Source organism: Acidobacteriota bacterium (assembly GCA_026393755.1).
Lineage (GTDB): Bacteria > Acidobacteriota > Vicinamibacteria > Vicinamibacterales > JAKQTR01 > JBAXOX01.
In genome coordinates, this window is the sequence record JAPKZO010000039.1 from 99015 (window position 1) to 122710 (window position 23696).

The 23696-nt window shown below is 66.1% G+C and carries 22 protein-coding genes and 1 tRNA gene; 10 read left to right on the forward strand and 13 right to left on the reverse strand.

Translation table 11 applies throughout. From position 1 onward, the window contains the following. Nucleotides 1–135: 135 nt before the first annotated feature. Together NTV05_16680 and NTV05_16685 are read right to left on the reverse strand one after the other, a co-directional pair. Nucleotides 136–1893: a hypothetical protein gene (locus NTV05_16680; GenBank protein ID MCX6546033.1), complete on the reverse strand. Its 1758-nt coding sequence runs from the start codon at nt 1891–1893 to the stop codon at nt 136–138. A gap of 91 nt (nt 1894–1984) precedes the next feature. Next, on the reverse strand, nt 1985–2695 hold the full coding sequence (locus NTV05_16685; protein ID MCX6546034.1) for a glycosyltransferase family 2 protein: 711 nt from the start codon (nt 2693–2695) through the stop codon (nt 1985–1987). 135 nt (nt 2696–2830) lie between these two features. On the opposite strand from NTV05_16685, the gene NTV05_16690 reads away from it, so the two are divergent. Further along, the gene (locus NTV05_16690) at nt 2831–3901 is read left to right on the forward strand and encodes an alpha/beta hydrolase family protein (GenBank protein MCX6546035.1); all 1071 of its coding nucleotides are present in this window, start codon (nt 2831–2833) and stop codon (nt 3899–3901) included. 11 nt (nt 3902–3912) lie between these two features. Here the strand turns inward: NTV05_16690 and NTV05_16695 are convergent, their stop codons facing one another. From NTV05_16695 to NTV05_16715, 5 genes are all read right to left on the reverse strand, one after another. Next, nucleotides 3913–4137 carry a hypothetical protein gene (locus NTV05_16695; protein MCX6546036.1) on the reverse strand — a complete coding sequence of 75 codons (225 nt, stop codon included), beginning with the start codon at nt 4135–4137 and terminating at the stop codon, nt 3913–3915. 214 nt (nt 4138–4351) lie between these two features. After that, complete coding sequence (locus NTV05_16700) at nt 4352–5470, reverse strand: ABC transporter permease (GenBank protein ID MCX6546037.1); 1119 nt, start codon at nt 5468–5470, stop codon at nt 4352–4354. Beyond that, a complete protein-coding gene (locus NTV05_16705) occupies nt 5470–6732 on the reverse strand; it encodes an ABC transporter permease (GenBank protein MCX6546038.1) in 1263 nt (420 codons plus the stop codon). The genes NTV05_16700 and NTV05_16705 overlap by 1 nt, the downstream gene beginning before the upstream one ends. 30 nt (nt 6733–6762) lie before the next feature. Next, complete coding sequence (locus NTV05_16710; GenBank protein ID MCX6546039.1) at nt 6763–7689, reverse strand: ABC transporter ATP-binding protein; 927 nt, start codon at nt 7687–7689, stop codon at nt 6763–6765. A 96-nt stretch (nt 7690–7785) separates the two neighbouring features. Then, nucleotides 7786–8979 carry an MFS transporter gene (locus NTV05_16715; GenBank protein MCX6546040.1) on the reverse strand — a complete coding sequence of 398 codons (1194 nt, stop codon included), beginning with the start codon at nt 8977–8979 and terminating at the stop codon, nt 7786–7788. 59 nt (nt 8980–9038) lie between these two features. Between NTV05_16715 and NTV05_16720 the strand changes: the two genes are divergently transcribed. The 4 genes from NTV05_16720 to yidD all read left to right on the forward strand — a co-directional run bounded on the left by NTV05_16720 (nt 9039) and on the right by yidD (nt 12479). Continuing rightward, nucleotides 9039–10358, forward strand: a complete 1320-nt coding sequence (locus NTV05_16720; GenBank protein MCX6546041.1) for a pitrilysin family protein — start codon at nt 9039–9041, stop codon at nt 10356–10358. Further along, the gene (locus NTV05_16725; GenBank protein MCX6546042.1) at nt 10355–11731 is read left to right on the forward strand and encodes a pitrilysin family protein; all 1377 of its coding nucleotides are present in this window, start codon (nt 10355–10357) and stop codon (nt 11729–11731) included. Before NTV05_16720 ends, NTV05_16725 begins: the two co-directional genes overlap by 4 nt. 83 nt (nt 11732–11814) lie before the next feature. Beyond that, on the forward strand, nt 11815–12174 hold the full coding sequence (locus NTV05_16730) for a hypothetical protein (GenBank protein ID MCX6546043.1): 360 nt from the start codon (nt 11815–11817) through the stop codon (nt 12172–12174). Between the two features lie 2 nt (nt 12175–12176). After that, entirely contained in the window at nt 12177–12479 is a 303-nt protein-coding gene (gene yidD, locus NTV05_16735; protein MCX6546044.1) for a membrane protein insertion efficiency factor YidD, read from the forward strand. Nucleotides 12480–12481: 2 nt separating this feature from the next. Here yidD and NTV05_16740 read toward each other — a convergent pair whose 3' ends face one another. Further along, the gene (locus tag NTV05_16740) at nt 12482–12868 is read right to left on the reverse strand and encodes a hypothetical protein (GenBank protein MCX6546045.1); all 387 of its coding nucleotides are present in this window, start codon (nt 12866–12868) and stop codon (nt 12482–12484) included. 93 nt (nt 12869–12961) lie between these two features. Here NTV05_16740 and NTV05_16745 point away from each other — a divergent pair, with 93 nt between their 5' ends. Beyond that, complete coding sequence (locus NTV05_16745) at nt 12962–13150, forward strand: YgiT-type zinc finger protein (GenBank protein ID MCX6546046.1); 189 nt, start codon at nt 12962–12964, stop codon at nt 13148–13150. A gap of 186 nt (nt 13151–13336) precedes the next feature. On the opposite strand, the gene NTV05_16750 is transcribed toward NTV05_16745, so the two are convergent. Continuing rightward, a complete protein-coding gene (locus NTV05_16750) occupies nt 13337–13558 on the reverse strand; it encodes a hypothetical protein (GenBank protein MCX6546047.1) in 222 nt (73 codons plus the stop codon). A 178-nt stretch (nt 13559–13736) separates the two neighbouring features. Here NTV05_16750 and NTV05_16755 point away from each other — a divergent pair, with 178 nt between their 5' ends. Further along, nucleotides 13737–13907 carry a hypothetical protein gene (locus NTV05_16755; GenBank protein MCX6546048.1) on the forward strand — a complete coding sequence of 57 codons (171 nt, stop codon included), beginning with the start codon at nt 13737–13739 and terminating at the stop codon, nt 13905–13907. On the opposite strand, the gene NTV05_16760 is transcribed toward NTV05_16755, so the two are convergent. From NTV05_16760 to NTV05_16775, 4 genes are read right to left on the reverse strand one after another with little or no spacing between them, the layout of a single operon-like run. Further along, a complete protein-coding gene (locus NTV05_16760; GenBank protein ID MCX6546049.1) occupies nt 13908–16829 on the reverse strand; it encodes a UvrD-helicase domain-containing protein in 2922 nt (973 codons plus the stop codon). Next, the gene (locus tag NTV05_16765; GenBank protein ID MCX6546050.1) at nt 16807–17232 is read right to left on the reverse strand and encodes a UvrD-helicase domain-containing protein; all 426 of its coding nucleotides are present in this window, start codon (nt 17230–17232) and stop codon (nt 16807–16809) included. The genes NTV05_16760 and NTV05_16765 overlap by 23 nt, the downstream gene beginning before the upstream one ends. Next, nucleotides 17222–20188 (reverse strand): PD-(D/E)XK nuclease family protein, encoded by a 2967-nt coding sequence (locus NTV05_16770; GenBank protein MCX6546051.1) that lies wholly within the window; start codon nt 20186–20188, stop codon nt 17222–17224. Before NTV05_16770 ends, NTV05_16765 begins: the two co-directional genes overlap by 11 nt. Further along, nucleotides 20185–21627, reverse strand: coding sequence for a hypothetical protein (locus tag NTV05_16775; protein MCX6546052.1), 1443 nt, complete (start codon nt 21625–21627; stop codon nt 20185–20187). The genes NTV05_16770 and NTV05_16775 overlap by 4 nt, the downstream gene beginning before the upstream one ends. Before the next feature lie 331 nt (nt 21628–21958). Between NTV05_16775 and NTV05_16780 the strand changes: the two genes are divergently transcribed. From NTV05_16780 to NTV05_16790, 3 genes are all read left to right on the forward strand, one after another. Then, entirely contained in the window at nt 21959–22183 is a 225-nt protein-coding gene (locus tag NTV05_16780; protein ID MCX6546053.1) for a hypothetical protein, read from the forward strand. 67 nt (nt 22184–22250) lie between these two features. Continuing rightward, a complete protein-coding gene (locus NTV05_16785; GenBank protein MCX6546054.1) occupies nt 22251–23405 on the forward strand; it encodes an asparaginase in 1155 nt (384 codons plus the stop codon). Between the two features lie 73 nt (nt 23406–23478). Next, a tRNA-Ala gene (locus NTV05_16790) sits at nt 23479–23554 on the forward strand. The last annotated feature ends 142 nt before the right edge of the window (nt 23555–23696 follow it).

The window sequence follows — 23696 nt, forward strand, 5'->3', positions numbered from 1 at the left end:
AGAGCCATGCCCGCATGGCCACCCGAGGCGAACGGTGCCTGACCAACGTCCGGGTCCGTTCCAGACTGCAATACTGTGAGGGGGGTCCGACAGAAATTGTCCGTTGAGTGCCAAAATCTGGCAACGCCCGGACGCCTAGCGAATGAGGTACACGAGCACGCCGTCAATCTCGCGGTCGAAGGACAACCCTGGTTGGGCATCGACCTTCTGCTTCAGCGTCGCCCAGCCGCCTATGATTGAAGGCGTGAATAGCACGTACCGCACCCCCCAGCTCCGCAGCGCTGCCACGCTCGGATCGGACGGAAAGTCTGCCAGCGCCGCCTTGCGCGGCTCGAACAGTGGCGGGAAGAAGCTGTCGCCCACCGGACCGAAGATTGTGGGTCGTTGGTGGATCGTCTTGTAGTAGTCCTGGATGGGGAGAAACGCTGACTCCAGGGGCAGTTCAGCCACCGCTCCGGGTTGCGCCTGCTGCGCCAGCCACACGTCGACGCCGCGCGGTCGGAGGGCCATCGTCGGAATCCGGCTCTGACTTTCTGACAGCACCAGACCTCCAAGCACGGCAACCACGATAACCGTGATCACGGGGCGATGGCCGAACCTCTGGTGCAGTCTCTGCAGCACCAGCGCGGTGCCCCAGCCGGCGAGACCGGCCGTCATCAGCCCCGTCCACATCCCGAAGCGCGACATGACGCGCATACCGCTGGTCATTGGCACGAACAGAAACAGGAACATGGCGGGCATCGGAATGGCCAGCGCCTGGCGGGCGAGAATCTCATCCTTGATCTGGGCCATCGACCCGAACGACCCGAACGCCTTTGCCACTAGTGCCGTGACGGGCAAGGGGACAGGAATCAGCCATTGCCGGTCGCCGGTGTGAAACGTCGGTCCGAGCGCAATGGCGAACGACGCGATCCACACGGCCAGCAGAGCAGCCATCGCCGGGTGACGGCGTCGAGCCGCCCAAGCCACCAGTGCGAGGGCAATGGCGGTGTAGCCAAGCGACACGCCGCGCTCGACCCACTGCGCCGCCTGCTGCGGAAACCAGTGCAGCACAAATCCGGCGAACGCGGGGTTGAGACGATTGGGCAGCAGGAAATCGTAGAAGTTCAACGACCACGATTCCATCTCTCCGATGCCCCGCGTCAAACCTCCGCCTGCCCGAAGCCGAAGGTACGGCACGACGAACGGCAGCAACAGCATCGCCGCCGTCGCCGCCGCCACCGCCAGACCCCGCCACCACGCTGCATCCCAGTTCTTTCGCCATGGCCGGCTGCGCACCAAGGCGTAGATCGGCAGCATCAGCCCTATCGCGTAGGCGTAGTACCAGGACGAGAGGGCGACCAGGGCGAAGCTCGATCCCAGCAAGATGGCTGGCCAGACCAGGCGGCGCTTGAAGAATCGCTCAAACGCCAGCAGTGTGAGCGGTACCCAGTGGGTACTCACCATCGGGAGATGACCGAGCACGTGCGCGAATCGGTACGGCAGGAACGCCGCGACGATGCCCGCGACAATGCCGCCAGGCAGGCTGCCAGTCAATTCCAGCACCCAGAGATAGGTCCCGAACCCGGTCATCGCAAACGTCACCAACAGGCTGATGTTGTAGGCGAAGACCGCGCCCCCCATCATCGTGAGCGGGATCCCGGGCAGCGTGACAGCCGGAACGAGTTCTCCGTTCGCCGTCGCATGGCCGGCCGGATAGTAGGTCGATGGGTCGAAAAACGGCGACGTGTGCAGATCGACCAGCGCTCGCTTCATCCACCAGAACTGTCTGATATAGAAAGTGTTGTCGCCTGGCCAGCCGATCACCACGCCGAACGGATCGCTCACCAGCGATGGGACCATCAGGGCCGTGAGCGCGCAAAAGAGCAGCGCCACTGCGGCGTGCTGCCACATGGGTATCCGGTGTGGGGCGGGTTGCGCGGTGTCTGGAATCATCGTGATTGACCGCAGGCGCGGGCGGCCAGGGCTGCCGCCCGAGGCTGCCCTATCGCTTCGGCGCCTTCCACCACGCGAAGCGCAACAGGGTCCAGATCGCCTGGAACCCGTCCTTGAGCCCGATCTTCTTGCCTTCTTCGTAGGTCCGCCCATAGTACGAGATCGGCACCTCGAACACCCGGGCGCGCAGGCGCGCGACCTTGACCGTGATCTCCGGCTCGATGCCGAAACGCCGCGACCGCAGATCCAGGCGGGAGGCCACGGCGGTGGTCATCGCCTTGTAGCAGGTTTCCATGTCCGTGAGATTCAGCCCGCTGACGGCGTTGGAGAGCAGCGTCAGAAAGAAGTTGCCGACCGAGTGCCAGAAGTACAGCACGCGATGGCCCGAGGGGGTTCCGAGAAAACGCGACCCGAACACGACATCGGCGTCGCCAGCCAGGATCGGCCGCAGCACGATGGGGTACTCCGCCGGGTCGTACTCCAGATCGGCGTCCTGAATGATGAGGATGTCGCCGGAGGCTTCGCGAACACCCCGCGCCACGGCGGCACCCTTTCCGAGATTCTGAGGCTGCAGCACGACCCGGATGCCGTCGCGCCCGTCCATCTCCGCGATCATGTCGCGCGTGCCGTCGGTCGAGCCGTCGTCGATGATCAGCAGTTCACGATCGAGCGTCGGGAGATCGGTGGCCAGCACACGCCTGACGATCTCGCGAATCGTCACGCGTTCGTTGTAGACCGGCATGATGATGGACAGCTTCATCGGCATCTCCACGGCGATACCCGGCTGTCTCGTCGATCGAAGACAGCAGATTCGACTGCGGAAAACGGATGATATCACGTGGGCTGGCGGCCCAATTCGGGTGTCTCGGCTGCCCAAACCGAAGATAATGCCAGCGTGGGTCTTGCACGTCACTACTTCCATCGGTGGGAGCGCCGGCTCGCCGCGGCTGACCAGAACCGCATCGTCCGTCCCTTCGAGTGGGGCGTCGACTGGATTCCGGCCGCCGAACGCGACGGCGTCGATCACCGTGATCCGGCACTGGTGGTGCGGGCCTGGGTCGAGCGCGCCATGAGCAACTCTGACGCGTGGTTTGCCGTCGAGCCCGCGAGCAGTTACGGGACCGCCACTCTGCCGGCCGACGCGAAGCCGGGCGAACGGATGGTGACGTTTGAGAGCGGGGTCACCACGAGGGACAAGGAGAACAACACGGTCTACACGCGGTACTTTCCGGCGGTGGCGAAGCCTCGCGCGAAAGGCGCGCCCGTGACCAGGCGCGCGGTGGTGGTGACGCCGCAATGGAACGCCGATGAGGAAGGACACGTCGCGCTGTGCCGGCTGCTGCAGCGCATCGGCATCAGCGCCTTGCGCCTGACGCTGCCGTATCACGAGAGGCGCAGGCCGCCCGAGCTGCAGCGCGCCGACTATATCGTATCGAGCAATATGGCGCAGACGCTGCAGGTCTGTCGGCAGGCCGTCCTCGACACGCGCCGCGCGGTCGCGTGGCTCGATCAGCAGGGATACGAACGCATCGGGCTGATGGGCACCAGCCTCGGATCCTGTCTCTCGATGCTGACGGCCACGCACGAGCCGCTGGTCAAGGCAATGGCGTTCAACCACGCGTCTTTGTGGTTCGCCGACGTGATCTGGGAAGGCATTTCGACCGCGCACGTGCGGGCCGGGATGGAAGGACACATCGATCTGCCGCGGCTGCGCGAGATCTGGGGACCGATCAGCCCGCAGTCGTACATGCACCGGATTGCGAACAGGCCTTCCCTGATCATCTACGGGCTGTACGACCTGTCATTCCCGCTTCATCTGTCTCGCGCGGCGGTGAAGGAATTCCGGGCGCACAACACGCCGACGCGAATCCGTGTGCTGCCTTGCGGACACTACACGACGGGCGTCACCCCGTTCAAGTACCTGGACGCCTTCTACCTGCTGCGGTTTCTGCAGAAGGAGTTGTAGGGGTCCAATCTCTAGAGATACTTGAGAATGCCCTGGAACGCCGTGTAGAGAACACCGGCCAGGGCCTGGACCAGCGGCGAGACCTGTCCCGATTCGACGGCATCGGCGACGGTTACCGGATCAGTAATCAGCAGCCAGATGGTCGCGCTGGCCAGCACCGCCGAGACAACGGCCACGGCGCCGAACAGGCTGAGGCTTAGGCGGGCAAAGCTCATAGACAGCAGCGACCCGAGCATAGTTTACACCCCGCACCGGGCATCCAGATACTTATACGCGCCGGACGCTCGGGGGGTTGCAGATTATGGTGAGAGCCCCATCGGCAACCGCTCTACCCTCTTGGACGCCGGGCGGAAGCATCTGGCTGGGGCTGTGCTCACAATTCGACTCGCGCCCTGCCTTCTCTCGGCCACCAGCGCGGCGCGTGGCCGCCGCGGTCCGACCGCGTCGAGTTCAGGGTCCCGTCTCCAGGCGCCGTGCAGCGAGGGGAAAACTGACGGCGAACAGCGCAAGGAAGCCGAGGGCGAACGGTGCGACGTCAACCGCACCGGCTCCGAACGCCAGCATCGAGTTGACTCCCTCCATGGCCCACCCGGTCGGCACGAAATAGGAGATCTGGCGCATCACCGGACTGCCCAGCTCGATCGGCCACCAGAGCCCGCCGAGCGGCGATAGCAGCACCGCCACCCAGACGGCGAGGCTGGCGCACTTGTCCGGGTCCTTGAACAGCGTGCCCAGCAGGATGCCGAGCGAGGCGGCAGCCAGGGCAAAGAGGCTCAGGAACGCGAAGAACACCCACGGATGGTCCGCCCAGCGAATCCCGACGATCAGGCCGAACCCGAGCATGTAGATGATCTGGATCCATCCAATCGTGAACCGGCCCAGCAGTTTGCCAAGCACGATCGCGCGACGCGACACGGGAGCCATGCTCATCCGGCGAAGCCTGCCGCTGGCGCGATCTTCCGCGATGCCCGCGCCTGAGACGAGCAGGTTGAGAAAGACGAACATCACGAGATACGACGGCACGCTGCGCTGAAATCCGGCCGTCACGTCCTGTTTCCGCACGCCGATGTCGGCCTGGGTCATAAACAACGGTCCTGAAGTGACAGTGGCCAGGCCGTCGCCGGTCGCCGGCGCGTGCGGTCGGTCGGCGTTTCGATCGAGTGCGAAGTACACGTTCGTGATGGCCTTCTGGAATTTGAACCGCAGGGTGCGTTCGCTGCCGGTTTCCTCGGCGCCCGCGTGCAGCACGAAGTCGACAGACTTGCCGGCCTCGAGCGCCTTCAGCGCGCCGGCCGGAACGACCAGCGACAGGCGATTCGCCGCGACGGCGTCTGCCAGCCTGACGGTCACGCCGTCCTGCTCGAGATAGGGCGACACGCGCCGCACGATGTCGTCGGTTGCGTCCTGGTTCACGACGATCAGCATCGGTCGGCGCGCGGGTTCGGGCCTGAACAGCAGGCCAAAAAACACCGTGAAGATGACCGGCCCGACGAAGAGCCAGAACAGCGTCTCGCGTTCGCGCAACACGCGCTTGATGTCGTACCAGGCAATCACAAGAGCCGGGTGCATCACTGCTTGAGTCTCCGACCTTCGAACCACATGGCCAGTCCAACCGTTGTCAGCCCCCAGGCCCACGTCACGGCCAGGCGCCCGCCCAGTTGCGCGATCGGCAGCTTGTGCACGAGCACGTCGATGAACCCCTGCTGGGCGGCGCCGTTCGGCACGATCATCGCTACACTCCGAAGGAAGGGCGGGAACTGCTCGGCCGGCACAAACGATCCTCCGACCAGCGAGAGCAGCATCACCACGACGCCGCCGACAAACGACGCCCCGCGGTCGCTCTTCGCGAGGCTGTTCGACAACAGGTGCAGGCCCGAGGCGAAGATCGCGAAGCCGATGCCGATCGCCATCAGCGCGATCGGGTCGCGAAGCTGGAGCCGGAACACGATGGCCCCGAGCGCGGCCAGAACGAGCAGCAGGGCCAGCATCGAGACGACCATGAAGATCACCCCGCCAAAGATCACGGCCAGGCCCGATGCCGGGGCGATGGCGATGCGCCGCTGCAGCCCTTTCATCCGGTCGCGCAGGAGCCGCATCGCCAGCGACTGCGCGATGAACATCAACGCGAACACCACCAGCCCGGGAAACACGTACGCGAAGAACAGCTTCGGATCGTTGCCGAACCCGGTCTTCGCGGCTGCCTCTCCGGGACGGATCACGCCGACCTTCATGTTCTGAAGGCCCTGCAGGCTGACCATCCGCCGGCCCGCCTCGAAGAACCCCCGCGACACTTCAGCCACCTCGTCGGAGGTCGGATCCCGTCGCTGGTCGACGTAGGTCTTGATCCGGCTGATCGGCTCAATCGCCTGTCCGTAGAGCCCGTTGCCGATGACAACTGTCATCTCGAGCATGCTCTGCGCGATGTCGGGTCCGATGCTCTGAATGGGGTTCTTGTACAGCACGAGCTCGGACCGCCTCCCGGCCAGCAGGTTGTCCTGAAACCCTTTGGGCACGACGATGAGCGCGGCCGCCTGGCTCTTCTTGAACAGGCCGATCGCTTCGTCGCGGCTCGCGACATGCGCAAGCTCAAACATGTCTTTTACCGGGCTGCCGGCAAACACCTGCGGCACCGCACCCGAAGCCAGCGATCCGTCCTCGTCGAGAAACAGCACTTTGGTCGGGGGCAGCTTGCCGGCGGCGGCCGTCTGGCCGAACGCGGCGTACTCGATGAGGGCGATAGTGAGTGGGATGGCGACCAGCAGCAGGATCAGCCCCGGGTTGCGAACCACCCGGCGGAGATGATGCGTGGCGATGGTGATGGCTGCAGTCATGAGGATCCGAATCTGTTCGTAGACGACTGACTACTCCCTCAGTTCTCTCCCCGTCATCTTGATGAACAAACTCTCGAGGCTCGGCTGGCGGATGGCCACCTCGCGCACCGATCCGAGACTGCCGGCGATCGCCAGGATGCCGGCCAGGTGCTGGTCGGCCCGCTGCACGGTCAGCAGGAGCTCGGCATCAGACGCCTTGAGCAGCTCGTACTCGGGATGCTGCTGCAGTTCGCGCGTTACGGCGTCGGTCTTGAATACGCCGCGCAACGCGATGATCTCGCGCGCGCCTGCGGCCTCGCGCAGTTCCTGCAGCGTGCCTTCGACCAGAATCGTGCCGCGGTCGATGATGCCCAGGCGGTCGCAGAGCCGCTCGGCCTCATCCAGGTAGTGCGTCGTGTAGACGACGGCGGCTCCAGCCGACGCAATCGTGCGGACCAGATCGAGGATGCTCGCACGTGTCTGCGGATCGAGGCCGACGGTCGGTTCGTCCATCAGCACGACTTTGGGATCGTGCACCAGCCCCGCGGCGATGTTGAGCCGCCGGAGCATGCCGCCTGAGTAGCCCTCAATCGGCTCTTTGGCGCGCTCGGTCAGGCCGACCCGCGCCAGGACGCGATCGATGCGCGCGGCGAGATCGGCTCCCGACAGCCCGTACAGCCGCCCGAAGAACTTCAGGTTGTCCCGGGCGGAGAACTCCGTATAGAGCGCCACTTCCTGCGGGACCACCCCGAGCACGCGCCGGGCGTCGACCGGCCGTTGCGCGATGTCGATCCCGTTGAGCCGCGCCTGCCCGGCATCCGGCTTCACCAAGCCGCACAGGATGCCAATGGTGGTCGACTTGCCGGCTCCGTTCGGCCCGAGCAGGCCGTAGATCTCGCCGGCGGCGACGTGGAACGAGATGCCCTTCAGCGCTTCGTTGTCGCCGAACTTCTTGCGGAGGTTGGATACGTCAATCACGGAGACCTCCCGCAGCCAAAGGACGCGGCCCGCCCGAATCCCTAGATATGACGTGCCTGCGCCGTCGCATGTTCCGGCGCGGGATCTTACCATTGCCTATTCGCGTCTGATTCGCGGTTTCATCAGCGCCATCATCGCCTGCACGCCGAGCACCGGGCCCGGCAGAATCACGAGGAATGCCCACTGCCACCCTATCCAATCCGCCACCGCCGAGGTCAGCCTGATCGAAAACATGGTCAGCAGGAAGCCCAGGCACGTTTGAACGGTCAGCGCCGTGCCGACGTAATCGTCGTCGCTCGTCTCCGCGACGATCGCCGAGAACTGTGCCGAGTCGGCAACGACAAAGAACCCCCAGACCCCGACCAGCAGAAGCAGCACCGCGTACGGCGCACTGAATGTCGCCGCGGTGAGCGCGCAGCATGTGGCGCTGCCCATCATGGCCCACGCCGCCACCCTGGCCCGGCCGGCGCGGTCGGCCCAGAAGCCGGCCACCACGCACCCCGCCGCGCCGGCGCCGAGGGCCACAAACGCCGCCAGCGATCCCAGATGATCGGCGGCGGGATCGTGTTGCAGGCGCATCGCTGCCGCGACGTACAGGCCAACCCAGGTCCACATGGCGTAGAGCTCCCACATGTGCCCGAGGTAGCCGAGGATGCCGAGCCGCGTGCCGCGCCTGGCGAAGACCGACAGCGCTGCCGATGGATTGAATGGTGCGCTGGCAGACACGTACGGGCCGTCGCGAACCGTGACCGCCACGATCAGGCCGCCGGCGCAGGCGAACCAGGACGACCACAGCATCATCGACGCCCAGGTCCCGTCGGACACTGCCGCCAGCAGGTACGGCACGGCCTTGCCGAGCGTCAGGCACCCAATCAGGATCCCGAGTGCCGCCCCGCGCCGTTCCCTGAACCACCCTGCGGCAATCTTCATCGCCGGCGGATAGACCAGCGCCAGCGCCAACCCCGTCACGAAGCGCCATCCGACCGCTTCAAGCGGCGACGCGGCCACAGTCACCAGCGCGTTGGCGCCGGCCGCCGCCGCGCAGCCGATCGCGAACACCCAGCGGGCGCTGATGAGATCCGCTACGTTCAACAGTGCGCTCACCAGCGTTCCGGCCACAAACCCGCCCTGCACGGCCATCGTGAGCCATGAGGCCTGTGCGCTCGTGAGGTGGTAGTGGGCGACGATGCCGGAGGTCACCGCGGTCGCGGAGAACCACGGCGTCATGCCCAGCAGCTCGGCAAGTCCGAGCAGCGCGAGCATGCGCCATGCCTGTTGCTGGTTTCCCATGTGCCGCGTTTACCGATACGATGAGTCAGGCGAAGTGACCATCCTACGCGATGACCAGCATGGAGAGCCAGTCCATCGACGTTCCCTTCAGCAAGCACATCCTCGGCAACCAGCTGCAGGTGATTATCCACGAGGATCACGCGTGCCCGCTGGCAGCCGTCAATCTCTGGTATCACGTCGGATCGAAGAACGAGGCGGCCGGCCGCACCGGTCTTGCGCACCTGTTCGAGCACCTGATGTTCGAGCCCTCGAAGCACTTCGGGAAGACGTACTTCGAACTGCTGCAGCGCGCAGGAGGCCAGATCAACGGATCGACCAACACGGACCGCACCAACTACTGGGAGCTTGTGCCATCGAATGCGCTGGAGCTGGCGCTGTGGATGGAATCGGATCGCATGATGAACATGCTGCCGAGCCTTACGTCCACCGCGTTCGAGACCCAGCGCGATGTGGTCTTGAACGAGCGGCGCCAGAACTACGAGAACCGGCCGTACGGACTGGCCATGGTCGCGCTCGCGGCGGCGCTCTTCCCTCCCGATCATCCGTATCACTGGATCACCATCGGCGCGCCGGCTGATCTTCGCAATGCGACACTCGGCGATGTGCAGGCGTTCTTCCGCCAGTTCTACCATCCGGCCAACGCCTCGCTGGCGATCGCCGGCGATGTCGATCCAAGTGCCGTGCTCGACCTGGTCAACGACTACTTCGGGACCTGCTCTGCCGGCGAGGCGCCGCCGGCGATTGCGCTCGCGCCGGTCGGCGCGGCGACCTCGCGTCTGGTTCTCGAGGACCGCGTCGAGCTGCCGCGTCTCTACCAGGCGTGGCTCACGCCCGCCCACTTCGCCGACGGCGATGCCGATCTTGATCTGGCGGCCGACATCCTCGCCGGCGGCAAGCCGTCTCGCCTGTACCGGCGCCTGGTGTACGCGGATCGGATCGCTACCGACGTGAGCGCATCGCAGAGTTCGCGCGATCTCGGCAGCTTCTTCGCCGTCGCCGTGACCGCCGTCCCCGGCGTCAGCCTCGACGTCATCGAAGAGGCGGTCGCCGGCGAACTGGCCGCGTTTGCGCGGGAGGGGCCAGCCCGCGACGAACTGGCCCGCGCACAAGCGCTCACCGAAACGGCCTTCGTGTCGCGTCTCCAGCACGTTGGAGGGTTCGGCGGCCGGTCGGATCAGCTGAACAGCTACAACGTGTCGCTGGGAGAGCCCGGGTTCTTTACCAGGGATCTGAACCGCTATCGCGACGCCACGACGGAATCGGTTCGGGCGGCTGCCGCTCGCCATCTGCTGCCCGGACACCAGGTGACCCTGAGCGTGGTCCCAGCCGGTTGCGCAGCGCTGGCGGCGTCGGGATCGGACCCGGTGGACGTCTCGTGAACACCACGGCCCGTCGTCAACCGCCGGACATCCGCCCCGATCAGCCGGTCGTCTTTCCGCCCGTCACGCGCATCCGGCTGGCCAATGGTCTGTCCGTCTGGTTTGTCGAGCGCCGCGGGCTGCCCATTGTCAGCGTGTCGGTTCTGGTGCCGGCCGGATCGGCGATCGACCCGATCGCGCTCCCTGGAGTGGCGTCGCTCACCGCCGACATGCTCGACGAAGGCGCCGCCGGCCGTTCGGCGATCGAAATTCAGGAGGCGCTCGGACGCCTGGGCACCACGCTCGAAACCGACGCAGCCTGGGACGCGGTCATGCTGTCGCTCGCAGTGCTCCCGCGTCACGCCGACGAAGCCTGCGCGCTTGTCGCCGACCTGGTGATGCGGCCGACACTGGCCGATGAGGATTTCGAGCGGGTGAGAACGCTGCGGCTCAACCGCCTTCGGCAGCTGCGCAATTCACCGTCCGCGGTCGCCGATCAGGCATTCGCGCAGGCGATCTTCTGGGCCCATCCGTATGGCCATCAGCCGTGGGGCTTGACCGACGCGATCGAACGGATGGCGATTTCGGATGTGACCCGACTGCACGAGGCCGCCTATCGGCCTGAGTCCACGACGATGATTGTGGTCGGGTCGCTCGATCCCGCCAGCGTCGCGCGCATCGCGGAAGCCGCGTTCGGCGGATGGAAAATGGGGTCAGACCCCATTTCGCCGCCAGACGAGAAATGGGGCCTGGCCCCATTTTCGTCCGCGCCTCGCGTTCTGCTGGTCGATCGCCCGGGCGCGGCGCAGACCGAACTCCGGATCGGACACGTGGCGGTGCCGCGCAGCACGCCGGACTATCACGCCCTGGTCCTGCTGAACGCCATCCTGGGCGGACAGTTCGTCAGCCGCATCAATTTGAACCTGCGGGAGCGGAAGGGCTACACGTACGGCGCGCACACGGCATTCGACTTTCGCCGGCTGGCTGGGGCGTTCGTGCTGGAGACCAGTGTCCAGACCGATGCCACCGCCGACGCGATTGGAGCATCGCTCGGCGAGATCGCCTCCATCCGGGACCAGCGCCCCCCGACGCTGCAGGAAATCGACTTCGGACGCGCGACGCTGACACGCGGCTACGCGCGGAGCTTCGAGACCACGGGCCAGATCGGGCGCGCGCTGGCGCAGTTGGCCATGTACGATCTGCCCGGCGACACGTTCGATCGTTTCGTCTCCCGCATTCGATCGGTCGAAGCCGGCGACCTCACCGCTGCGGCCCGGCGCCACCTTCATCCGGACGAACTGGTCGTGGTCGCCGTGGGCGATCGGGGCACGCTCGAATCCAGGCTGGCCATGCTCGGGTTGGGCGACCCCTTGGTAACGACGGTCAACGTCTGACCAGACGCGGCCTTTACGCCACGCTGGCGATTCGCTACACTTCGCTCGGGTTCTGTCCGCCCCATACACGAAGGAGATCCACCATGGCCGATTCGACCTCCCCGAGCGCTCAGCCCAGCAACCGCGGAGTCATGATTGTTCTGTCGTACCTCTGGATCCTCGCGTTGGTGCCACTGTTGACGGAGAAGGAGGATCAGGAAGTTCGCTGGCACGCGAAGCACGGCATCGTCCTGATGGTCGCCGAATTCGCGTTCTGGATCGTGTTCTCGATCTTCATGAACCTGTTCGCGATGGCGACGCTCGGCCTTGGCTGTCTGGTCGCCCTGATCGGACCGCTGATCGGGCTGGCGATTCTCGGCCTCCACATCTTCGCCATCGTCCAGGGACTGAACGGGAAGCGGCTGATTATCCCGGTTGTCAGCGACTTCGCCAATAAGTTCTGAGAGTGAGGCTGGCTCGACGTGCGCTGCTCGTGCTGGTCCTGGTCGCGCTCGCCTACGACGTCACACGTTCGCCGTCCGCCCAGATCAGTTCGCGGGCGGCGCTTCTCGGAATTCGCGTCTACCAGTCGACACTCTCGCCGCTGATGGGCCGGCTTGGCATCGAGTGTCGATTTACGCCGTCCTGCAGCCGCTACGCGGCTGCGGTCATCGCGCGCGACGGGATCGTTCGCGGGTCGTGGCTGGCCGCCAGGCGCGTGATTCGTTGCGGACCCTGGACGCCGAGGGGGACGGTGGACATGCCGTAGCACTACTTCTTCGTGTCGAACAGCCGCCGCGATTCGTTGTTGAGCAGCACCCAGAACGCGTAGATCGCGAGCGCCGTGCCGAAGGGCAGGAAGAACAAATTGAGCACGGCGAGCGACAGGCCGCCGAGCCTCGCCCAGTGCCGGCGCCGGCGCGCGGCCTTGGCGATGACCAAGTGGGCGCCGCCCCACACCATCGCGCCAATCCCGAAGACGAAGAACGTGAACGCGGTGAGACCTGCCAGCAGGCCGCCCTCGTATGCCGCATGCTGGGCGGAGGTCACGACCGCCACGGCACCCAAGCCGAGCACGAGGATGGCCAGCCCGGTTACCAGCGCGAGTGCGCCCCAGATTTGGTATAAGACGGCGAGCAGGTCCACGTGTCGAGTCATGCCTGATGGTCCTCAAGCGCAAACGGCGCGTGCTAGTATTCTGCCATCAGCCGCGCGATCTGTCCTGATGACTTTTCAAGGAGAGGCTGTCCGATGCCAGACGCCGACACCGATACGCGGGCGAAAGAGAAGGAATGCCCGGTCTGTTTTGAGAACATGCACCGGAAGCCGCGCAAGCTGACCGAGCGCATTCCGGGGACGGGCCAGACCGTCACGCGCGATGTCGAGGAATGGGAGTGCCCGGAGTGTTCGTATGAGGAGGAAGTCGGCGAAAATGACTGAGTCCTTCGATTCATGAGTCCGGTCATCAACCCGATTCCCTCAGGACTCAGTGCTGAGCGAGCGATCTGACCGCGGCGCCTCTCAAGAATGCGTGACCGCAATGACGAGTCGAAGCACTGAGGCGCGGGACTAAATGACATGCGCCGCCCGCGTCACCAATCCAAGCAGCGGGTTCCTCCGGGGCGGTCAGCGAGCGCCCAGCCTCAGCAGGATCTCCCGACGGATGTCGTCGTCGAACTGGTCAAATGCCAACTCCGCTTCGCATTCGTCGCACAACACTTCGAATACAGACGGGCGGCTCTCTTCGGCCACGTTCACGTCGGAGCCTTCCAATTGGACCACGTGCATCTGCAGGGTCTTCACGAGAAAGTTCTTCGCGTTGCCGCAACTGGGGCACGCTACAGCCATTGTCAACTCCTTCACGCGCGGATCAGGCCCGCGCAGGCTTACGCCACGTCTACTGATTGTATGGAATGGCGGGCGCCGGAGGCAATCAAGATCTTCAGCGGGCGGCGGTGAGGTATATTCGTTCAGCCGCATCCGCCGGTGGACGGTATCGGCGCGGGCGGCGTGGAGCGATCGCGACATGAGCACAACGACGTACGAAATCCGGTCTGAATTGCGCGGCGGTCATTGGGTGGCCTGGATCGTCAGGACGCCGGACGGGAAGCCGGACGGATCGATCCTGCTGGTCGGCCGGACGAAAGAGGAAGCCGAGCAGCGTGCCGACGATCGGGCGAGCGGCCGCGTGAAGTAGTCACTCCGGGTAGACCAGCAGACCACGGACGGTGGTATCGGGGAACAGCCCGCGGGCCGCCTCGACATAGACGTCGAGCTGGCGGCGGTCGGTCTCACGCGGGGCACCCGTCTTGAAGTCGATGACGACGACCTCGCCGTTCGGGGCGCAAGCCAGGCAGTCGATGACACCGCGCACGATACGGCCGGGCGCGCAGTCGATGGCCACCGACACCGGCACTTCATAGAAACAAGTGGAACCGCCGAGGATGGCAGCGACCTCGGGCTGATTTCGCATGCGTCGGTATACCGAGACGGCGCGCTGGATCATGCCATCCAGATCCTCGACATCGTACCGATCCTCCTCGTCGAGCAGCGCTCCGGCCCTCCCCGTGACCGCATCGGCGTCAGACGCGTCCACGCCAAACTGAAACAACCGATGCACGAGACGGCCCGCTGCCGCAGAATCGTGACGCCCGGAGGCGGGGCCGTTGTGGTCGAGCGCCGCTTCTGGCGCCACGACGTCGGTGACTGCGGCGCGTGCCACCGCGCCGGAATCGGTGAGCCTGTCAAAATCATCAGGACGCGCGGCGCCAACGGTCGCTGCCTGGTTGTCCTGCGCAGACGCTCCCGGGGGTTCGTGCGTGACATCGATCGCCGGCTCGCTGCCGGTGATCCGGGCCATCTCCGCGGGTGGCGCGACCACGCACCGGCGGAACTGGTGTACGCGACCTGACGCGGCCCGCCACTCGAGGCCGGCTCCGCTCGCGTCAGGCTGCGCAGCGCTGGCAACGACGTCACACAGCGTCCTGGGCAGCACGCTGGCCAGACTCCCCCGTCCCGGCACAAGGACGCCTTTTCTCGTGGCCGACGCCAGGTACAGCCGGTCGCGAGCACGCGTGATTGCCACATACAGCAGGCGCTTGAGTTCCTCGCCGTCGCGATCGGCGACATCCTCGTCGAACTCCGCCTGGAAGTCTCCGACGGCCACCGCTTCATCGTCAGGCGCGTTGGGGGCAATCCGGATCGGGTCCGGGGGGCCGCCCGCCCCGCGGGCGAGATGGACGACGAACACCACCGGAAACTCGAGGCCCTTCGCCGAGTGAACGGTCATCAGGCTGACGGCATCGAGCGCGTCCACGACGGCATTCGACTCATCGCCCGTCGACAACTGATCAAGATCGGCGGCGAGTCTCGCAAGTGTCAAGAACCCGCGGTTCTGGATGCGGCGAATCAGCCCGCGCATCTTCTTGATGTTCTCGCGCGCCTGCTCGGCTCGCCCGCCGCGTATTTCGAACGCGTACGCGGTCTCGCTGAGAATTCGATCCACCAGTTCTGCCGGCGGAATCCGGTCCGCCAGCGCGAGCCATCCGGGCACGCTCGCGCGAATCGCGCCAAGCACCCGCTGATCCTCGAGGTCCAGATCGCCAAACCGGGCGGGGGCGCGTCCGCCAGAAAGCGCCGCGGCCAGCCCCGGGGCCAGGCGCTGCAGACCCGGGTCTGACAGCCGCACAAACCGCGATCGGAGGAACGCTGCTGCCCGCAGATCCGATGCCGGGTCGGACAGGTACCTCACGAGCGCGAAGATGTCACTGACCTCGTCTTCGTCGAAGAACCCAAGCCCTTTGTAGACGTACGTCGGAATCCCGCGGGACTCCAGCGCCCGTTCGAATTCGCGGTGGCTCGATCGCGAACGAAACAGGATGGCGACATCAGCAGGCCGCATCCTCCGTGGCAGGCCGGTCTGGCGATCGCGAATTGTGGCGGATGCGAGCAGACGGTTGATCTCGGCCGCCACTGCGGCCGCACACTTCCCTGCCTCGTCATCGGCGATGACGCCCAGCGCGGGCTCAGCCGTCGCGTCGCCGGCTGCATCATCGATTGGGAACTCGTCCCGATCGTCGTACCGAAAGGCGTCGGCCCGATTCGGCGCTTTCACGACTTCGTGGAACACGTCGTTGGCGAACGCCAGCAACGGCGGCACCGAGCGGAAACTCTGCCGGATGCTCTGCAGCGGATCGTCGTTCTCTCTGAGACCGGCGATGGCCTCGGCGGCTTCGTCCAGCACCGCGACTTCGGCGTCGCGAAATCCGAAGATCGACTGCTTGCGATCGCCGACGATGAAGATGGACGGCCGGAGCGGGGCCTCATCGGCCAGGCCGAGTCCCTCGCCCCAGGCGCGTACCAGTTGCAGGACCAGGTCCCACTGGGCGCGCGAGGTGTCCTGGAATTCGTCCACGAGCACGTGGTGGTACCGCGCCTCCAGCAGAAAGCGGCTGCGGGCGAACTCGTCCATCTGCAGCAGGAGCTCGCCGGCGCGTGCAAGCAGTTCGCCGAAGTCGAGCACGCCGTGCGATTCGAGTGTCCGCCGGTGGCGGTCCGCGGCGATCTGGAACACCTGCCAGACAGCCCGGGACAACACGACATTGAGATCGCGCCGCAGCGCGCGAACGGCTTCGTCAATGCCGGCGGCTATTGCCGCGACGCGCTGCAGATGCGCCTTTCGCGCCGCCTTGCTCGAGAAGCAGGTCTCGTCGTACTCCGAGGGCAGTCGCTTGCGTGGCTCGCCGGCCTTGGTCAGGACATGCGAGCGCAGTTGTTCGATCAGGCCTCGCAGCGACGCCGGGTCGGGGTGCTCGGCTTCCACGAGTGCGCGAATGCCGGCTGCGAGCATCGCGAATCTCGGGTGCCCTGCCGGTCCCTCGTCCAGAAATGCATCGAGGCCGCCGGGCACCGCGCGCAGCAGGTCTCGCAGCCGCCGCGCGCCGAGGGCGCACGCACGGGCCACGGTCATGTCGGGTGGTCCCGCCGCGAGCACACGGCGCAGCACGCCAGCAGCGACCTGGCGCCGTCCAAGCAGCGCCGTCAACCCTTCCCGCAGCCTGGCGTCACCCAGTTGGGCGAACAGCAACGCGACATCCTCATCGAGGCGCGCCCGGTTCAAGGTCGGCCTCGAGAGGAAACTCGCGCAACAGCAGCAGGCAGAACGCGTCGATCGTGCAGATGGCAATCTCATTGAGCCGGTCGCGCAGGATTCGCCAGCGCTCGGCGTCCTCGGGCGACTCGGTCGATGCCCGGCGAAGTTCCTCGACGATGCGCTCGCGCATCTCGGCCGCGGCCTTCCGCGTGAAGGTGATGGCGAGGATGTTGGCCGGATCCACTCCCAGTCTGATGAGATTGACGTATCGTCCCACCAGCACGCGGGTCTTGCCCGTGCCGGCCGACGCCTCCAGCACGACGTTGCGACGCGGGTCGACCGCCGCCGCGCGGGCATCCGCGTCATGAAGCCGCCCAGGCCCGGGCAACGAACCCAACGGACCCGACAGGGGTGGCACCCTATTCGTCACCGACGTAGTCCTTCCGGCACACGGACGAATACGGGCAGTGCGCGCACATGTGCCGCGAATGCGGCGAGGGCGGAAACTCGCCGCGTTCAATGCGATCAACCACCGCCAGGAGCCGCGCTTCCCCTTCGGCGAGAACCGCGTCGAGTTCGCCCGCCCTCTTTGCCAGCGGCACGTAGTGGGTCTTGCCAAACGTGATGTAGGCCGCGTCCACCGGACGCCACGAGCCTCCGCGGTGTCCCTCGAGCCGCTGGCGCGCGCTCGCCGCGTACGCAGGCAACTGGACCACCCGACTGGGCGCCGGGGCGCGTGACAGCTTGTAGTCCAGCAACCGGAACGTCCCGTCGGCCAGCAGATCGATCCGATCTGCGGTGGCCTTGAGTCGCACCGAGCGTTCTGTGCCCCCGGACCTGAGGCGCGTGTCGCCGTTGAGAGAGAACTCCGTCAACCGCTCCACGACAGGCATGGGGCGCTCGGCTTCGATGCGGAAGACGGTGTCTCCAAAGCCGGGCGAGATGGCCGAGCCCATCAGGCGCATGCGCTGGAGCGCGGCGTCAGATTCGGAAAGCCGCGCGAGACGCTCCTCGGCAACCTCCGCAAATCGGCGGCGCGCCAGGTCCAGGTTGTCCAGCGTGATTGCCCCGCCCCCTTCCTGCTGCCACGCCTGGAAGAAGAACTGGAGCACTTCGTGAGCCAGTTTGCCCTGCGACCGTGGTCCGAGCGATTCCTCATCATCGGGGTCTTCGGTCAGCCGAAGCACCTGCGTCGCGAAGAATATAAACGGGCACGCCAGGTACAGATCGAGCGAGCTGACCTTGTAGGCATCCAACCGCGGATCGCCCGTCTGTCCGTGAAATTGCGGAAGAAACGCCGCCGTGCGGTCACGGCGAATCGACAGCCAGTCTGACGCCGGCCCGTGGAGCGCATCCGCGCGTATCGGGTCCAGACGCACCGCCTCCTCCTCGAAAATCCTGGTCTGAGAGGCCGCACTGTCGCGCGCGACGGCCAGCCCGCTTTCTGACAGGTCCTCGAGAAACGGCGACGGCTCGACGATGGCATCGTCTTCGAGCGTGAATGTCGAGACGACGAGCCTGCGGGACGGCGCCCGCAGCAGATCCCCGAAGGACGCGCGCTCGGCCGCCCGCGCGTCGGGCTCAGCGGGCCAGCCCAGCTGGGACAGCAGCGCAGCCGGATAGAAGATGTTCCGGCGCTCGGAGCCTGGCCAGTCACGTTCCGTCAGACCCACCAGGTAGAGCGTGTCGTACTCGCCGAAGCGCGCGGCATCCGCGTCGACCAGTTGCACGCCGGAACGCCCGCGGTGCTGGGCAAACGTCTGCTGACCGATCCAGCGCCGGATGGACGCGGCCGTTTCCGCAAATGCCCGGGGCTCGTCATCATGCCGGCGGTGCGCGTCGCGCAAGCCGCGGATCGATCCGTGAATCGCGGCGCGTGCCCGCATGAGGCGGTCGCGGGTCTCGTCGTCCCTGGGGGCCACGTGTTCGTGAGCCGCGAGAAACGCGATCACGGTCTCGAGATGCGTCGAGGGTCGATCGACGCGGGTGAGCGCCTCCAGTTCGTCCGCGATTCGGACCGCTGCCAGGCAGGCCGGCAGTGGCGAAGGGCCTCTCCTCGATCTGCCGGAGCCGGGGATTCCCTTCGGCGCGACGGACCAGGCTCCGGCGAGCTTCCGCAGTTCCGCCGCGTCACCGAGGAATCGCGCCTCACTGAGCGCCTGATCGAAGGCGAGCACGTCGGCGGGTACGAGGCGGCAGCCATTCACGTCGAAGGTGAAGATGGGTGATCTGACCAGCGCCACCAACGCCTCGCGCGCGAAGTTCGAGTCGAGACAGTCGAACACGAGATCCAATGCGGCGGCGTAGGGTTCGGACGCCAGGGGCAGGGCGTCGAATACGTCGTGCGGCACGCCGGCAGAAGGGAAGACCTGACCGGCCAGGTACACGTATGGCAAGGGGCGTCTGAACACGATGCCGATTCGCCCGAGGGCGGGCGCGGTTCCATCGCGGGCGTCGCGTTTGACGCGTCTGGCGACCGCTCGCAGCTCCTCTTCGCGATCGCGATGCACGGCATGGAGCGGAGCATCCGGGCCGCCGGGCGCCACCAGGACTGGAGGCGTGTCGGCGGCCGCGTCGGACTCGGCCTCCTCGTCGATTCCCGGCAACAGATCACGCACGCGACCCAGCCATCCGGCTTTGAGCGTTGATGCGGTAGCGACGACGTCTATGCGCGCGAGGCCTGACATCCGCGCCAGCAGATCGAAATCCGCCAGCCACAATCCGTTGGCATCGCCTGCCCTGTCGGCCACGGCCACAACGACGTGGATGAAGCGGGCAACCGGCTCGTCGAGCAGGCGTTCGCGGAGCTGATGCTCGTCGAGCCCGCCCGAGGCCGGCAGCCGCGCCTCGTATCCCCGGAACGCCTCTGCCATGAACCGCGTCTGCGCGAGCAGGCGGACCGCTCCCCGATCGGTTTCCACTTCGCGCGCGAACCGTTCGCCAATCAGCCGCTCGAAGTCGGCGATGGAGTGGAGGTGCCGGCGAAGGGCGTCGTAGAAGGCCAGCATCTCCGCCACGATCCCAGGGCGAATCGTAAAGGGCGGCGTCACACCGCCAGCGACCGCGTCTCGCGCGGCTGCGGCCAGCAGCACCTCGCGCTCGTGCGACGACAGGCCGTGTCGGCGGTCGGTCAGTCCGTCGTGCAGCAGCGTCCGCCACTGGTCGCGCGTCACCAGGTGCGGCAGCACGATCGCGCGGCCGCCTGAGGCGAGCGCGCGGTCTTCGAGCACACGCCGCAATTGCTCCGCTGCGGTCCGCGTCGGCACGATCACGGCACGGCTCCTGACGGAGGCCACGTCGCCGGCGAGTGCGAGGTTCACCAGCCAATCGCGGAACTCGCGCAGGTCATCGGCCCGAATCAGGCGAGTCGTCCGGGGCGTGATCACTGGAATTTCGGGGGAGCGAAGAACGCGTCAATCTCTTCGCGGGCGCGCGCCACCAGCAGCAGCGCGCCGGCCGCGGCTGCAGATGCATTGCGGGCGGCCTCGAGGTCGGAGGTCTGCATCGCCAAGCCCCGCGAGCTGACGGCGGCTCGCATCAGCTGCACGGCGCTCACGAGCGCGTCATGTGAGGCCCGAAGTTCGTCGGGAGGCGACAGCAGTGCCGCGACCGCGCCTGCCTCGACCAGACGCTGGTCGGCCACGCCCAGGCCCCGACGGTCCGGACCGGACATCGAGCGAATGGCTTCGGCGGCCCGAGTGACATCTTCCACCAGCTTCAGGCTGCGGGCGATGCCGCGCCGGTACGCCCGATACGTCTCGTCCCGATACGCCCATCGATCCAGATCGAGCCTTCGCTGCCGGGCCGCATCGAGGCGTGATTCCAACGCCGCAACCAGCGTCTTGATCTCCGTCGTGCGCCGGCGGCCGAACTGCTCGTCCTGACGGAGCACGTCCGCCAGCACACGCTCGACGCCCTTGACGTCGGCCCGTGCTGCGCGTCGCTCGGCGTCTCTGGTTGCGTGTGACACCAGGCTTGCGTATCGACGATCGATCCGCGCCGCCGCGTTCGCATCTTTGCTGAGCCGTTGCCTCATCGCCGTCACCCAGACGGCACCGAGCGACGACTGACTGCGGGCGAGTGTCACGAGAATCGCCGTCTGCAGCGAGATCCGGTCGGCTGGCACGTCGGTGGATCGGGCCGCCTCGGCCGCCAGCTCGATCGATTGCCCGAGGGTTGGGGCATCAAGCAGGAGCGCCGACGGCGGCTCCACCGTCGCCACGAGATCAATCGAGAAGTGGCGTTCCCCGGCGTCAGCGCGAATGCCGGCGATCGTTTCCTCGACGGCGGATGCCAGGTCGCGGACGTCGGCGGCGCGGTAGCCGAAATGCTCAGCCGGCCACTCGACGAGGTTCCGCCTGGCCTGCTCGGCCAGCGCCAGCCGTGCCACCGAGTCGGTCGAGAACGCGATGGACGTCAAGGCGCGCGCCATCTGGTCGGTCAACGCCTTGTAGTCGGATTCGCCGCGCGTCTGCGCGTACCGGCGCGCTCGTACCGTGTCGGCGTAGAGGTTGGTACGCTCCCAGTCGATCACGTCAGACGGCAGGCTGATCATCTGCAGCGTGTCCGGGCGGATCGGATCACCGAGAGCCAGCGTAAAGGCCACGCGGTCACCCACGCGTGCGAATTCGCCCCAACTCACCAGCGGCGTGCCGGTCTTGAGGAAGATGCGATACAGCACTGGTTCGAAGGCGGCGGGCTGGGCGGCCGCCGACACGGCACACATCAGCAGCATTCCCGTCGCCAGCCATCGAGCGAGCCGATGGACAGGCCCGCAGCAGCCACTGCGTCCCCGGAACAGCCGCGGATGAGTCCTGCCCCGCATACCGCAGGCATTCTCGACCATCAGGCTTCGGATTGTCGTGGCCGTCGTTCGGGATCGAGGCACGTCGCAAGCGTAGTGCGGGCCCCTGAGAGCGTCAAGCGCGTCGGCGCGCACGACACAGAGCCGGTCCTGTGGAAATACTGTGAATGTCGAGGCGAAAGCCTGTGGACGATCAGACAATGCGAACGAAACAACGCGGCAGAATATGGCGACACTCGTCATTCCCGGTTGTGGATGCGACCTTCGTGCAGATCTTCGCTTGTTTGCGTGACTGAAACGCGTAGAATGCATGGACTTCCACAACGGATGTTGCCGGCGGCGGGAATCATTTATGACCACGGTCACTCATCGATTCGAGAAGGAAATCGGCGGACAGGTGTACGTGATCGAAGCGTCGCCGATCCACACGGATCGCTGGCGCGCCCAGATTGCACGCCGGCCGGGGATGGCGTCGGCGCTGATGCCGTTCTACGGCACAACGCCAGACGATGCGGCGACGCGGCTGGTGCAGTGGCTCTCGCTCGCTCACCACGTCGCGATCGAACCGGCCAAGTAGACCTTGACCACATGCCAGTAGAGTCGGTTGGTGCGCTGCTCAACACCGGCTGAAGGGTACCTCAACGATGACATTTCTGCGACGACGACTTGTTGTTGTTTACCTTGGCTTGCTGCTGGCAGCCGCCGCCTCTGCGACGGCTGCTGAGTTGCCGCGCGTGAAGCTGGTAGCCACGGGCGGAACGATCTCGAACCGCGTGGGAAGCCGGCTGACGGCGAGCGAGTTGGTCACGATGATTCCCGACGTGCAGCGGTTTGCGCGGCCGGAATTCGAACAGTTCTCCAATGTCGCGAGTTCCGAGATCACACTTGATCAGTGGCTCGCGCTGGCGCGGCGGCTGAACGAGCTGTTTGCCACGCAGCCTGATCTGGGTGGCATTGTCGTCACATCCGGCACCGACACGCTGGAGGAGCTCGCCTATTTCCTGCACCTCACCGTGCGCGACGAGCGACCGGTCGTCGTGGTCGGATCGATGCGCAATCCGAGCACTGTCGGCTACGAGGGAACGGCGAATCTGCTGGAGGCGTTTCGCGTGGCAGCCTCTCCGGACGCACGCGGCAAGGGTGTGCTCGTCGTGCTGAACGATGAGATCAACTCGGCCCGCGAAGTGACCAAGACAGATGCGCTGAGGCTGCAGACGTTTCAGAGCAGGACCGTGGGCGTGCTTGGAGTGGTCGACGCCGACCGCGTCGTGTTCTACCGTGGCACCGTGAAGCGGCATACATCCCACAGCGAATTCGACGTGTCCAAGATCGCTACGCTTCCGCGCGTGGATGTGCTGATCGTGTACCAAGGCGCGCCAGGCGATCTGATCAAGGCGGCCGTCGACTTCGGCGCGAAGGGGATCGTGATCGCCTCGGCCGGCGCCGGTGCGACCAGTGGCACACAGTCGGACGGCCTGTCGTACGCGGCAGACAAAGGCGCCGTCGTGGTCACAACGACGCGCACCGGCAGCGGGAGAATTTCCGGAGGCCGGTCGATGGGAGCGTCTCCAGCAGCCGCCATCGGCGCGACTGCCGCTGCGCCGGCTGGCACCGGAGGGATCGGCACACCCGCCGGTGGGGGTGCACAAGCGACCGGCCCGGCCCAGGTTCCGCGCCGGCGGCGGGCGTTTGTCGGAGGCGAGGACCTGCAGCCCATCAAGGCCAGGATCCTGCTGATGCTCGCGCTGACCAGGACAAACGACCCTGCCGAAATCCAGAGGATGTTCCTCGAATACTGATCATCCGGTCCGGCACCGCATCGGCTGGCCCAGTCCCGCTGGTTTGCGCTAGAATGTCTATTCCATCGTCTGTGGGCCAGTAGCGCAGATGGGAGCGCGCGTGAATGGCATTCACGAGGTCACGGGTTCGATCCCCGTCTGGTCCACCAACCTTCGCTCCCTCAACGGGACGCCGAGCTTCGGCTGGTAAACCACCGTTCGAATGGGGGTGACGCTGACTCCGGCGAAGGTTGTCCACCGTAGCCCGTTCAATCGCAAGCGGCCGGGCAAAGGTGGACCTTCCCTGATTCA